Here is a 12,830-nt window from a genome sequence, read left to right as displayed (position 1 = left end):
GGTTCCGCTGATGCGTCGTGCAATCGTCGTTCGTGATGCGCTAGGTCCGCTCAATCCACTCATCCCGGTGTTCACCGGGGCCGGCTTCAACAAGCCGGTCGAAGTGGAGAGTCCTGAGGCATTGGTGGCGTTGGTCTCCGAGGTCGGTGCCGATCTCGTAGTCCTGTCGTTGGCTACCACCAGCAATCATGTGCTCGACGAACTGCAGGGCATGTTGCGGGATCGTGCCAACCTCGCGGCCATTGGTACGGCGCCCACACCCGACAGCGAGCTTATTCTCGCGGGATTTCGTCGTGGGCTCTCCGAATTTCTTGTGGTGCCCGCAGGCCCCAATGAGCTGGCCGGTGCGCTGGCCCGGCTCGAATCCAAGTGGGCGCGCGCGCCCAAGGGCGGACATGTCACGGCGGTATACAGCCCGGCCGGCGGAGCGGGCGTAACCACCGTCGCGGTGAACATGGCGCACGCACTGGCCCGCAGAAAACCAGCCGGTCGGGTGGCTGTGGCTGATCTTGTCGTTGGCTTGGGCGATGTGACGACCCATTTGAATCTGGCGCCCACATACGATCTCGGTGAGCTGGTGCGCAAGCTGGATCGCGCCGACGGTGAATCGCTGCACAGCATTACGGAGAGCGTGGCCGACGGTATGGACGCGCTGGCTGGCACCAGTGATCTCGAGCTGGGCGAAGAGGTCACGGCCGAGGCCGTGCAACGCATTCTGGCGCTGATGCGTGCTTCCTACTCCTATACGGTACTGGACGTAGAGCATACCGTATCGCCTCGCACCATCGCTGCCCTTGATGCCGCAGACCGTATTGTTATGGTCTTCCAAGTCACGGTGGCCGGGCTGCGTAAGGTAAAGCGCGCGCTCACCCTGTTCGAACAACTGGAGTTCCCCGCCGAGAAGGTTCTGCTGGTCGCAAACCGTGTTGGTGCCGGCGATGTCATGTCGTGGCCTGATGTCGCCAAGGCACTTGGGCGGAGCGTGGATTTCCGACTCCCCAACGCATTCCAGGGAGTTGCCGATGCCCAGACACGTGGAATTCCCATTGCGGCAAACGACAACGCGCCAGGGATGAAGGCACTGATCGACGCCTATAACCTGCTCGCTATTCGCATTATGGGGCAGCGAGGAACGGTGCCGTCGTCAATTGAAGAACCAGAGTCCTCGCGGACCGGTACAACGGCCGGATTTGGCCGTCTGCTTGGCAAGTTGAGGAAATAGCGATGGAACGTTCCTTACGTGACCGTTTGCTGGGGAAGCGCCCGGCATCGCCCGAGCAAGCCGCAGGGAATGGAGCCAACGCTCCGTCGCTGCCGGATGGGGCGGAGCCCGCGTCGATCGATCCTCTGGAGGGTCTCGATCCTGCCGCGCCCAAAAAGGAGTCAGGGAGCACCGAGCTCACCCCGGTCGATCTGCTCAAGCGTGACTTGCACCAGAAGCTGGTTGATCGCCTTGACCTGGCTGCGCTGGAAAAGATCCGCGACGAAAGCATACTGACGCAGCAGATCCGCACGGCGGTGCTGGAGTTTCTGCGTATCGAGCAGGCGCCGCTCTCGGCGGCTGAACGTGATGAGGTCGTTGAACAGATTGTCTGGGAAGTCACGGGACTGGGACCCATCGAGCCGCTCACGCGGGATGGCTCCGTCTCGGACATTCTCGTCAATGGTCCCAAGTCGGTGTATGTCGAACGGAAGGGACGTCTCGAAAAGACCAATATTACCTTCCGCGACAACGCGCACCTGCTCACGATCATTGATCGTATTGTCAGCAAGGTGGGGCGCCGGGTAGACGAATCGTCCCCCATGGTGGACGCACGCCTTACTGACGGTTCGCGCGTCAACGCCATTATTCCGCCGCTGGCCATCGACGGGCCGGTTCTCTCCATTCGCCGCTTCGGCGCGTCCATTGGACCACGCAAGCTGGTGGAGTTTGGCGCGCTGTCAGTGCCCATGCTACGCCTATTGGCTGCGTGTGTACATTCGCGGCTGAATATTGTGGTGTCGGGCGGCACAGGTGCCGGCAAGACCACCGTCCTGAACGCACTCTCCAGCTTCATTCCGGCAACTGAACGTCTGGTCACGATCGAAGACGCGGCGGAACTGCGCTTACAGCAGAACCACGTGGTGCGTCTGGAAACGCGCCCACCAAACACCGAGGGACGCGGTGAGGTGAGCGCGCGTGATCTGGTCAAGAACGCGCTGCGAATGCGTCCGGATCGCATCATCATGGGTGAAGTCCGTTCCGGTGAGGCCCTCGACATGCTGCAGGCCATGAACACCGGCCACGAAGGTTCGCTCACCACGATTCACGCCAACTCGCCGCGTGATGCCATGGCGCGTCTCGAAACCATGGTGCTCTTTGCCGGGACCGCGCTCCCCACCCGCGCCATTCGCGAACAGATGGCGAGCGCCCTGCACCTCATTGTGCAGGTGTCGCGCATGTCGGACGGCACCCGTCGCATTACGAGCATTACCGAAGTCTCCACGATGGAAAGTGAGGTCATCACCACCCAGGAGATTTTCCGGTATCGGCGTCGAGGTGTGTCCGATGATGGTACCGTGCTTGGCGAGTTTGAGGCCACCGGCGTTCGGCCGTTATTCATGGAACAGATCATCGCGCGTGGCATCCACTTGCCGCCGGAAATCTTTGCCTTTGGGTCAGCCAGTGAAGGTGGGCTTGCTGCAGCCGGTGCGGCGGTCGCCAGCGGACTCCTCGTATGACGGCGCTGGTTCTTGTTTCCGTTTTTCTTGGCGCCCTCCTGCTGGTGGTGGGGGCGTTTGTCTTCATCAATCGCCGGCGGTTGTCGGCCGCGGACGCGGCGCGTATTCGCGTTGGCGATTCTGGCGGTATCCTGCGCAGTGAAACCCCACTGTCCATTCTCAAGGACGAGCGGGTCTCTGATCTGGCGACGCTGAATCAGCTCCTCTCGGGACGCGGCTTTACGATTCTGCTGGAGAAGGAGCTGACGCATGCCGGGTCCCGGCAAAAGCCGGGCGAGTTCATTCTGTTCACGGTGTTGGCCGGGATGATGGGACTGACGATTGCGCAGTTCTTTTTGGGAGCACTCATTGGCCTGGTCATCGCGTTGGTGTCCGCATCCATTCCCTGGCTGTTGCTCAAGCGGAAACAGGGAATCCGCCGGCGGAAGTTTGAGGTGGGTTTCCCCGATGCGCTGGACCTCATGACGAACGCCCTGCGGGCGGGCTATTCGTTGCAGGCGGCCATGGAGTTTGTGGGGCGTGAATCGCCGGCACCGCTTCGGCAGGAGTTCCTGCGCTTCTACGATGAACAGCGCCTTGGCGTAGATGTACGGACCGCGCTCATGGCGATGCAGGAACGCATCGGCACCGAAGAGGCGCGCCTGTTTGTCACATCGCTGGTTATCCAACGGGAAACCGGCGGTAATCTTGTCGAATTGTTGACGAACATCGGCAACCTTATCCGTGAACGGCTCAAGTTCCAGGCCAACCTCGAAACGCTCACGGCAGAACCCAAAATGTCGGCCAGAGTGCTGGCTGGTATGCCATTTGTCATGTTCTTTGCCGTATACAGCATCAATCCGCAGTACATGCAACCGCTCATCAATGAGCCGATCGGCAAGTTGGTCATGCTCTATGCCCTGATCTCCGTCATTGTCGGGTATTTTATCATGAGCCGTATTGCTGACGTGGACATGTAGGCCGTATGACCAGCGAACTCCCCATTTCACTTATTCTGCTGATTGTCACGCTGATCATCGCCGTGGTAACGGTGTTGTACGTGGCAATCGCCGAGCGGCAGCGGCGCGAAACGTTCCAGCGCGTCTCGCCGGATCTGGAAGCGTCAAGGCTGGCAGAGCGGTTATTGCTCAATGAGGACGCCACCGCGTCCTCCCGCTTGGCGGCCTGGTTGCGGGAGCGGATGCCAGAAGGGTTTCTGGCCGACACGTCCTATGCCGGCAAGCTGGTGCACGCCGGATTCGACGGGAGTGCAGCGCCTGTCATCTTTGCGGCGCTGCGTATCGTGTCGGCCCTTCTGGTCCCGGTGCTCGCGTTTGTCGCCGCGCCGCGCGATAACCCCACGTGGCTGGCCATTGCCGTCGTCATGGGGCTGGTGGCCGGTGTTGCCGGCCCGCAGGCCGTGCTCGATCGGTTGGCTACCAACCGGCAGGATCGAATTCGTCGGGCGGTACCCGATGCGCTCGACCTGCTGGTCGTGTGTGTCGAAGCTGGTGTGTCGCTTGATGCCGCAATTATCCGGGTGGCGCGCGATCTGTCGAATGTGCGCCCCGAGTTGGCCTTGGAGTTTGCCCAGGTGGTACGCCGGGTCAATGCCGGTATGCCGCGTGAACGTGCGTTGCAGGGGTTGGCCGCTCGCACGGGCGTGGACGAGTTGCGCACGCTGGTGTCGAGCATGGTTCAAACGGAGCGCCTCGGTACGTCGATTGCGCGTGTCCTGCGGGTGAACGCGGAGTCATTGCGTCTTCGCCGCCGACAGAAAGCCGAAAAGCGCGCGGCTGAGGCCGCTTTGAAGATGATCTTTCCGCTGGCACTTTTCCTGTTGCCGGCGCTGTTGGCCGTGATCGTTGGACCCGCAGCCATTACGGTTGCTCGGGAGCTGGGTAATCTCGCGAATTAGCAGGAGGAATAGTGACGAACAACCGCACTCGCCATCCCAAGGGGCGCCGCGCTCGTCGGGGTGCCACGCTCGTTTTTGTCGCTTTTCTCTCGGTCGTCTTGGTTGGCGTAGCCGCCGTGGCAATCGACATGAGTCGGTTGCATACGGGATACAATGAGCTGCAGACCGGTGCCGACGCGGCTGCGTTGCGTGGAGCGCTGCAGCTGCAGCGAAACCGTGGCGTAAGCCCCGCGGACAGCGTCACACGCTTCGCGCTGCTCAATCAGGCGTTGAGCGATTCCATTCGTGTGCCGGGCGACAGCATCCTGCCAATCTTCTGGGATCCAGAGGTGTCGCCAAATGCCTCAGTGCTGGGCGCATGGGATGACGCCAACGCGGTACAGGTTACCGCGCCACGCGCAGGAGGATTGCTCTTCGGGCGCCTGCTTTCGGCGGGTACCGCCAATGTAGGCCGTAGGTCTATCGCCTGGATCGCCAACATTACGCGGGTAGAGTGCCCCGCGCCATGGGGTTTTCCGCTTAGTGAATTGAATTACAAACTTTTCGGGACCATCGACAGCACGAACGTTTCGGTAAACTCTTACGATAGGTTGCTAGATACCCTGCGAAACGGCGGAGCGCTGTCAATATCGATGGTCTTTCGTCCTTCAGATGCAACGGATGTCGATCCATCCGCGCCTTTTGAAGCAATCGATGACGATAACGTCAACATGAACGCCTATCGTGATCAGATCGCGGACGGGTCCACATGTGCGGCAGCGTCATCGGCGGCCATTGATACGGCGGAATCGTTTCCAGGTAAGGGCGGCGGTGCGGTACCCAAGAAGACTGCAGATGGCGCACATGGTGGACCCGGAGGGTCTACCGGTGGAAGAAGCCTTTGCGAGCAGGCTACGCCTGGCGGTGGACCTGGAAGAGGGGGGCCAGCCAAACGAGCAGATTGTTACCCGGTCGGCTCGAATTTCTCTGGTTCGCCTGGTGTGACGGTAAGTGTTTCCTGGATACGTGATCCAGCTCCCGGTGGTCGATCTGCGGTGGTGAAAACACTTAGTGGGTTCCGGGTGATGTGTGTGTTTCAAGGGAAGAACAGCGGCGAGGCTGATCCTGCCGAGCGGTGTGCTTGGTATTCGAGCATGGTCGATGCGGGATACGCTGCCACTCCCGCGATGCCGAACCAGTTCTCGGCCGGAACAATCGTTGGATATCCGGTTGAACTTGGCGAAACACTTGGCCCCGGTACGGCTCTTGGAAATGCACCATCGCTTGGCCAGCGCTTAATCCTCGTTCGGTGAAGGCACCGGTGCCGGCGCGACGTCTTGCATGCCTTATCGGCCTGACGCCCTTCTTGAGTGCTGGAGCGCAGGGACTCGACCCTTCTCCAGCCTCGTCTTGCGGCGTGCGATCGGCGGCGCCTCTCAAGCCAGACACGACGAGTAGCGACTCACGGGTCCTGATCCGCTTTTCGCCGGGGCTTGCTACCAACGCCGAGGACGCATTCCTCGCTCGCGCTCTGGGTACGCTCACCGCCGACCGCATTCAGCAAGCGCTCAACGTGGATGTCCGGTCGCGCGGGATTGCCGCCGGACCGGAACAGACCGATGCCTCCTCGGCTGTTGCCGAGGGGCGAGTGCTTGGGGTCCGCTTTGTTCTGGTAGGTACGGTGCGCAGCCAGGATGATCGGTCCATCGTGTCCTGGCGCCTCGTCGATGCCCGCTCTGGCAAGGAGATGAGCAACGGCACGCTCAGCCAGCCGGTGAGCGCGACAGACAGTCTGGTAGGGGCCATGACGGCCACGCTCACCCGGGCGTTTGGGAAGCCCACCTACGTGCCCCCGCCGCAGGATCGTGTCTCCACGCCGTCGCGCACGGCGTTACTGTCGTACATGCGGGCTCTGTCGGAGGTGCATGCGTTTGACCGCGCGCACCTGTTGCAGGCCGACAGCAGTTTGCAGGCCGCCATCACGGCCGACCCCAAGTATGTGGCCGCGCGTTTCCGCATGGCCGAATTGAGTGTGCGACAGTTGGACTGGGTGGAACAGCGCGATGCCGAGCGCAGCACCCTCGTTCGAAAGGGGCTGTGGTCCATTGGCAGTGTGCTCATGCGCGACCCGCTCAATCCACGTGCGCTGGCGTTGATGGGGCGTCTCTATTTGCACAGTGGAAAGCCACAGTTGGCACTGCCGGTCGCTGCCGCACTCGAGCGGGTGGCCCCATCGTCATCTGAAGCCATTACCCTGCGAGCGCAGGCACTGCGCGCGGTGGGACGCGATGAGGAAGCGCTGCGCGGACTGCGGGCCTCCTCGCCGGTGACTGAGCGCAGCGTGAACGCGCTCATGGTACGCGCCGACCTGGAACGTCGGGTGGGCGATCCGATCGCGGCCTGTCGGGTGCTGAACCGGGCCGTTGCGCTCGACCCGCTCTTCGCCCCCGCCTACGTGTGGCGCGCGGTGGTGCGCAGCACGTTGGGGGAGCGTCGTGAAGGGTGGTCGGACGCAGAGGTGGCCACACGGCTGGGGCGCGAAGATTGGGGGGAATTGGCGGGTGCCTTCATTGACCTGTCGGTGCGCGATACGCTCCGCACCAAACAGCGCATCAAGCCCCTCATGACCCGGGCGGCGTTGGAAGAAGCCGGCTGGATGGATCTGCTGCTCAGAGCCGCGGTGTCGTACGGCTTGAATACTCCGCAGCAGGCCATGCTGGTCGTTCGTCAGATTCCATGTACCGACCCGCGTCGGCCACAATTGGCCCGCGAACCGCTGCTGCGCTATCTCAAGCTGCCGGCGGAGTGCAGCGGCGCCAAGCCTCAGCCCAAGGCATAGCGCCGCGCGGGAACGCGGATCAGGCGTCCAGTCGGATCCAGCGAATGATTTCGCGGATGGACGGGCGCTTGCCGTACATCAGCAGAGCCGTGCGATAGAGACGTCCAGCCGCCACCATGGCCGCGATAGCGGTGAGCGCCAGCACGCAGATGGAGACCGAGAGCTCTTCCACCGGCACGCTCGCCATGCCCAGTCGCAGCGGCATGAGAATGGGTGACGAAAACGGCACCATGCTCATGGTGCGGGCAATGGGCCCGTCAGGGTCGGCCAACGCCGGCTGCAGCAGCGCCACACTGCCTACGAGCAGCATGATGACGGGCGTCTGTGCCTGCTGCGCTTCCTGCTCCGAGCTCACAATGCTCCCCACCGCCGCGAACAGCGCGGCATATAGCACGTAGCCCAGCAGGAAGAAGGCAAACAGCGGAATGAGGTCGGTGAAGGAGACGGCGGGAATGGTCATGTTGGTGGATGCCACACCCAGCGCCGCCAACACCCGCCCACGATTGGTGAGCAGTGTTACGGCCGACACTGTCCAGAATCCCAGTTGCAGCAACGCGACGCCACCTATGCCCAGCACTTTGCCTGAGAGCAGAATGCGCGGCGACACACTTGCCAGCACCAGTTCCGAAACACGCGACTGTTTCTCTTCGGTCACGGAGCGCAACACGATCTGGCCGTACAGCACAATGACCACGTACAGCAGAATGGCCACGCCCGCACCGAAAATCAGATTGACCTGTGCTGAGCCTGATCGGCCATCGCGCATGACACGCTCAACCGTGGCCGACACCTTTACCTTGGCAATGCGCTCGGCTTGCTCAATATCGAGTCCCGCCTCGGTAACCCGTAGCCGCAGCAGTTCGCGCTCCAGAGCGCGCTGAAAGCGCTCCGATGTCGCCAGCGGCGCGCTGCCACCCAACAACAGCCGCACATCCCCGTTGGCCACGGTCCGATCATCAACAAGGGCCACGGCGGGGAGTGTGTTGCTGCTGAGTGCCTGGCGCAACGAGTCAATCACCCGCCCGGCTTCCGGCCCAAGCACGTGAACGACTTTGGCGCGCCGGGTGTCGGTGGCCATGAGACCACCCGCCAATTCGGTGGCAATGCCATCGCCAATGCGCTGGGCCGTCCCGTCAACGATAACCAGTGCCGACAGATCTACCGAGCGCGAAGACTTGAACGCCAGATACGGCGGGCCAATGAACAGTGCGGCAAAGAGCAGCGGGCCAAAGAGTGTGGAGATGAGAAACCACTTGGACCGTACCCGTTCCCCGAATTCGCGGCCAATGACCGCCATCAACTTACCCATGGCCACTGAGCCCCGTTTCTACGCCGGTCGCGCCCACCCGCTCCAGGAAAATGCGATGCAGGGAGGCCTCTGTACGATCGAATTTCTTCATTTCCACGTCGTGAGCCACCAGCGCCTTGAGCAGCTGCTGTGATGTGGCGCCTGCGGCGAGATCCAGTTCGACTTGCTGCCCATGGTCGTCAATGGATGCCACCAGCGAGGGATCGAGCAGCACTTCCCGTGCACGGTCACGTCCGTCGCCACTGAAGGTGATGGAGACCCGCCCATGTCCGCCAAAGTCTTCCTTGAGCGCCTTGAGGGAACCGTTCGCCACCACTTCGCCGCGCGCAATGATGGCCACGGCGTCGCACATGCGCTCGGCGGCGTCCATGACGTGGGTGCTGAACACGACCGTGCGCCCTTCCCGGCGCAGATCCAGGACGGTGTCCTTGAGCACCTGCGCGTTCACCGGGTCCAGCCCGCTGAACGGCTCGTCGAGAAACACCAGATCGGGGTCGTGCAGCATGGTGCCGGCGAACTGCACCTTCTGCTGCATGCCGCGGGAAAGATCCTCAACCTTGGCCGTACTCCAGTCCTGTTGGGCGGTCCGCAGCCCCAGACGCTCCAGCCAGTGGTCAATGCGGCGATCGGCGTCTTTGGTGTCCAATCCCTTCAGGCGCCCGAGAAAGCGCAACACACGCCGGACCTGCATCTTGCGATATAGTCCACGCTCTTCGGGGAGATACCCCAGCCGGTCGCTGACCTGCGGGTCCCCGGCGGGGCGCCCAAGCACCTCAATGGTGCCTTGGTCGGGCACCATGAGGTTAAGCATCATGCGGATAGTCGTCGTTTTACCAGCGCCATTGGGGCCGAGCAAACCGAATACGGTGCCAGCGGGGACCGTAAGCGAGACGTCTTTAACCGCGATATGGTTCGCGTAGGCCTTGCGGACATGTTCCACGCGAATGGCAACGGATGATGGAGACACCACGGCAAACCGGAGAGATGGAAGTGCAGCGACCCGTGACCGACGGACCGGCCACCCTGGTGGAAGGTAACAGCGGTACCGTCCTCCCCGGAGGCTGGTGGCGCTGGGACGTGTTGTTGTGCCTGGTGGTGTCCATGGTGAGCGCGGCGCTGCTCCCGCTGGACGACACGGACCTGCCCATGCATTTGCGGACCGGTGCCTGGATACTGGAGCATGGCACGGTGCCGTTCGTGGAGCCCTTTGCGTGGACCCGCGACGGTGCGCCGTTTTACGCGTATTCGTGGTTGCCGGAAGTGTTGTATCAGCTGGCGTGGTCCAAGGGGGGCCCATGGGGCCTATCCCTTCTGCATGCGGTGTTCGTCGCTGGGGCAGTGGCGGCGCTGTGGGACTTGGCACGCACTGCTTGCTGGTCGCTGTGGGCCACCCGTCTCGTCGTGTCTATTCATTTGATCCTGTGGCTTCTGGTTCAGCCGGCAACCCGCCCACAGCTCATGCTCGCTATTGCTTTGCCGCTCGCGTGGGCCGGTGCGATACGGCTACGGGACCATAGCAGCGTCTCCAACCCGTGGCGCGGATTGATTCGGGTGTGGTTTGCGGCATTGCTTGCGGTCAATGCTCACCTGTTCTTCCTGTTGACCATTGTCCCGGGTGTCGTGCTGCTTGCAGCCAACCCTGTGCCATGGAGGAACGCGCTGCTGTACGTGGGCGCAACAGTTTTGGGCTGGCTCTGTACGCCGTATGCGCTGAAACTGCTGGATATTCTTCGCCTGTACCTGAGCCCGAACCCGCTGGTTGGGCTTGCCTCGCCAATCACCGAGCTTGAAAACGGCTTTGCTGTATTGATGCACTCGGGAATTGGTACGCGCATTCTGGTGGGGATTCTACTCGTGCTTCCCCTGCTGCCATTTATGTCTTCCCTGCGTCAACGGGAGAGATGGTGGTATGGCATGGCGTGGATGGCCGGCCTGGGACTCTATGGTCTCGCCTTACGGGGACTCTTGATTTGGTGGCTACTTGCACTGCCGTTGGTGGCCATGGCCTTTGCCTCCATTCCGCTACCGAGCCTGACGCTCACCAAGCGGCTGGTGGTGGTGGGGTGGATGGTCTCAATCGTGGGCCTCGTTGGACAGGGCCTTACCATGCGACAAAAAATGCCAAGGGTGGACATCCTTCCGCACTCCGAATCGCCGGCACTCGCCAAGGCGGTCGGGGTGCTGTCGTGCCTTTTTCAAAAAGACGCGAACTCGCAGCCCGTGCGTGGAACCACGGTGTTCAACTACGGGAGCTACCTTACGTGGCGAGTGCCGACCGTATCGTGGTCGGTAGACGGTCGCTCCATCTTTCCTGACTCCGTTGCCATGGCCGAAGTGCGGCAGGAGCTTCGGCATGGATCATTGGTGGAGCCACCATGGCGTTCAAGTGAATTGGCCCTTCTCCCGCCTGGTCACGCCACCATCGGCCACATTGCTGCTGATAGCGGTTGGGAGAGGGTGGCGTTCTCGCCCGATACCGCGGCGTCGGGCGCGGAGCTGTGGATCCGGAGATCACTCGCTCGCAAACACAACGAGTGCCTGTTAGTCGGTAATTCTGGAGGGGACGCTTCGAAGCCCTGATGCGCCCACGTTGCCGGATGTTTCTTCGTGATACTCGGCATCTTCGTTGACGCGCCACGGGTCGTGTAGGGACATGCCTGCCACAATGTTCTCTGCCGTCAGCAGTGCCGTCATCATGGCGTGGTCCTGATTGTTGTATTTGTGCATCCCATTGCGCCCGACCAAATGCAGGTTCGGGTATTCGGTCTGCAACGCATCGCGAATTACCTCTACATGCTGTGCATACGCGTCATCGTACACCGGGTATGCCTTCTTCTGCCGTACAACAACACCTTCAATGACGTCGACTCGTTGCGCCAGTCCCAGCTGTTCCAGTTCGGCAATGGCGCGCTCCACCAATGTGGTGTCATCGCTCGTCCAAAGGCCGTCTCCTTCGAAACAGAAATATTCCAGTCCGTAGCAGGTCAGTGCCGGATCAGGAATCATTTCCGGTGACCACGACTTGAAATTCTGAATGCGCCCCACCTTCACGCTGGGTTCGTGCACGTAGATCCAGTTGTCTGAAAAGCGCTGACGATCCTTGAGCACCACGGCCACCGTGATGAAGTCCCGATAGCCAAGGCTGTTTGCGGCGTGATTCACGCCTTCAGAAACCGGCGGGGTCAGTGCATTGACGATTTCACGAAGCGGGGCTGAGCAGATCACGTGATCGGCTGTCGAAACCTCCCGAGATCCGTCGGGGCCGCTATGAGTGACCAACCATTGGCTAGTCGTTTTATCGAACGACAACCCCGTCGCGGTGCGCCCCATCCGTATGACCCCACCCTTTGTCCGAATGGCTTCGGCACACGCATCCCACAGCATGCCCGGACCCAATCGCGGGTAGCGAAATGTGCTGATCAAACTCTTGATGGTATCGCCACCTGTTTTCTTTGCCGGGAGCAGGGCGCTGAGCACGGCCGAAACCAGCGAGACGCCCTTGATGCGTTGCGCTGCCCAATCGGCAGAGATGTCGGTGCACTTCATACCCCATACCTTTTCGGTATAGGTCTTGAAGAAAATGTTGTACAGCCGAGCCCCAAACTGATTGGTTACCCACTCTTCAAAGTTTCGCGGGTTTTTGATCGGATTCAGTCGAATCTGGATGTACGACGCGACGCACCGTAGCGACTCCAGTATTCCGAGATCCCAAAGCGCCTGCAGGGGCTTGAGCGGATACGCGAAGAATCGACCGTTGTAGTAAATGCGGCTCGAACGAGGGCGCTCGAGAAAGTCATTGGGGAGGATTTCCCTCCAGAGCGCCTCAATCCGCTCCGACTTGGAGAAGAATCGATGGCCACCAATATCGAAGTGGAATCCCTTGAATTCTACCGTACGGGAAATGCCCCCAACGTACGTGGGGTCGCTTTCCAGAACGAGCACGGGAAACCCGCATTGACTGAGGTGGTATGCGGCCGTGAGGCCGGCAGGACCAGCTCCAATTACCAGAGTGGTGGGTGGCATCTTTGAGGACAGGACAAACACGTGCTGCGCGGTACCGTCTCGGCAGCTATTCTAGGAACAAT

At 61.3% G+C, this 12,830-nt stretch carries 10 protein-coding genes; 7 read left to right on the top strand and 3 right to left on the bottom strand.

Annotated elements, in window-relative coordinates:
• Positions 1-10 precede the first annotated feature (10 nt).
• The 6 genes from GEMMAAP_RS15650 to GEMMAAP_RS15625 all read left to right on the top strand — a co-directional run bounded on the left by GEMMAAP_RS15650 (position 11) and on the right by GEMMAAP_RS15625 (position 7,436).
• Positions 11-1,222: a CpaE/TadZ family protein gene (locus tag GEMMAAP_RS15650; protein WP_026848455.1), complete on the top strand. Its 1,212-nt coding sequence runs from the start codon at positions 11-13 to the stop codon at positions 1,220-1,222.
• A 2-nt stretch (positions 1,223-1,224) separates the two neighbouring features.
• The gene (locus tag GEMMAAP_RS15645; RefSeq protein ID WP_075071547.1) at positions 1,225-2,721 is read left to right on the top strand and encodes a TadA family conjugal transfer-associated ATPase; all 1,497 of its coding nucleotides are present in this window, start codon (positions 1,225-1,227) and stop codon (positions 2,719-2,721) included.
• Positions 2,718-3,680 carry a type II secretion system F family protein gene (locus GEMMAAP_RS15640; RefSeq protein ID WP_026848456.1) on the top strand — a complete coding sequence of 321 codons (963 nt, stop codon included), beginning with the start codon at positions 2,718-2,720 and terminating at the stop codon, positions 3,678-3,680. The genes GEMMAAP_RS15645 and GEMMAAP_RS15640 overlap by 4 nt, the downstream gene beginning before the upstream one ends.
• Positions 3,681-3,685: 5 nt before the next feature.
• On the top strand, positions 3,686-4,618 hold the full coding sequence (locus GEMMAAP_RS15635) for a type II secretion system F family protein (RefSeq protein ID WP_053333652.1): 933 nt from the start codon (positions 3,686-3,688) through the stop codon (positions 4,616-4,618).
• Positions 4,619-4,629: 11 nt separating this feature from the next.
• On the top strand, positions 4,630-5,910 hold the full coding sequence (locus tag GEMMAAP_RS15630; protein WP_075071546.1) for a pilus assembly protein TadG-related protein: 1,281 nt from the start codon (positions 4,630-4,632) through the stop codon (positions 5,908-5,910).
• A 104-nt stretch (positions 5,911-6,014) separates the two neighbouring features.
• Positions 6,015-7,436 carry a hypothetical protein gene (locus tag GEMMAAP_RS15625; protein ID WP_026848457.1) on the top strand — a complete coding sequence of 474 codons (1,422 nt, stop codon included), beginning with the start codon at positions 6,015-6,017 and terminating at the stop codon, positions 7,434-7,436.
• Positions 7,437-7,455: 19 nt separating this feature from the next.
• Here GEMMAAP_RS15625 and GEMMAAP_RS15620 read toward each other — a convergent pair whose 3' ends face one another.
• Together GEMMAAP_RS15620 and GEMMAAP_RS15615 are read right to left on the bottom strand one after the other, a co-directional pair.
• Complete coding sequence (locus GEMMAAP_RS15620) at positions 7,456-8,745, bottom strand: ABC transporter permease (RefSeq protein WP_082821393.1); 1,290 nt, start codon at positions 8,743-8,745, stop codon at positions 7,456-7,458.
• On the bottom strand, positions 8,738-9,712 hold the full coding sequence (locus GEMMAAP_RS15615; protein WP_053333800.1) for an ABC transporter ATP-binding protein: 975 nt from the start codon (positions 9,710-9,712) through the stop codon (positions 8,738-8,740). Before GEMMAAP_RS15615 ends, GEMMAAP_RS15620 begins: the two co-directional genes overlap by 8 nt.
• Here GEMMAAP_RS15615 and GEMMAAP_RS15610 point away from each other — a divergent pair.
• Positions 9,700-11,325: a hypothetical protein gene (locus GEMMAAP_RS15610; RefSeq protein ID WP_238588150.1), complete on the top strand. Its 1,626-nt coding sequence runs from the start codon at positions 9,700-9,702 to the stop codon at positions 11,323-11,325. The genes GEMMAAP_RS15615 and GEMMAAP_RS15610 overlap by 13 nt on opposite strands.
• On the opposite strand, the gene GEMMAAP_RS15605 is transcribed toward GEMMAAP_RS15610, so the two are convergent.
• Positions 11,287-12,768 carry an NAD(P)/FAD-dependent oxidoreductase gene (locus tag GEMMAAP_RS15605; RefSeq protein ID WP_043579404.1) on the bottom strand — a complete coding sequence of 494 codons (1,482 nt, stop codon included), beginning with the start codon at positions 12,766-12,768 and terminating at the stop codon, positions 11,287-11,289. The genes GEMMAAP_RS15610 and GEMMAAP_RS15605 overlap by 39 nt on opposite strands.
• Between the last annotated feature and the right edge of the window lie 62 nt (positions 12,769-12,830).

Origin of the sequence: Gemmatimonas phototrophica (genome assembly GCF_000695095.2) — a bacterium.
GTDB lineage: Bacteria > Gemmatimonadota > Gemmatimonadetes > Gemmatimonadales > Gemmatimonadaceae > Gemmatimonas > Gemmatimonas phototrophica.
Note: the sequence above shows the minus strand (reverse complement) of the source record. Positions and strands in the feature narration are given on the sequence as shown.

What these genes read in the sequence shown, in the direction of transcription:
- GEMMAAP_RS15610 (WP_238588150.1), top strand. Translation starts at nt 9,700, where the DNA reads ATGATGGAGACACCACGGCAAACCGGAGAGATGGAAGTGCAGCGACCC.
- GEMMAAP_RS15645 (WP_075071547.1), top strand. Translation starts at nt 1,225, where the DNA reads ATGGAACGTTCCTTACGTGACCGTTTGCTGGGGAAGCGCCCGGCATCG.
- GEMMAAP_RS15605 (WP_043579404.1), bottom strand. Translation starts at nt 12,768, where the DNA reads ATGCCACCCACCACTCTGGTAATTGGAGCTGGTCCTGCCGGCCTCACG.
- GEMMAAP_RS15640 (WP_026848456.1), top strand. Translation starts at nt 2,718, where the DNA reads ATGACGGCGCTGGTTCTTGTTTCCGTTTTTCTTGGCGCCCTCCTGCTG.
- GEMMAAP_RS15635 (WP_053333652.1), top strand. Translation starts at nt 3,686, where the DNA reads ATGACCAGCGAACTCCCCATTTCACTTATTCTGCTGATTGTCACGCTG.
- GEMMAAP_RS15620 (WP_082821393.1), bottom strand. Translation starts at nt 8,745, where the DNA reads ATGGGTAAGTTGATGGCGGTCATTGGCCGCGAATTCGGGGAACGGGTA.
- GEMMAAP_RS15650 (WP_026848455.1), top strand. Translation starts at nt 11, where the DNA reads ATGCGTCGTGCAATCGTCGTTCGTGATGCGCTAGGTCCGCTCAATCCA.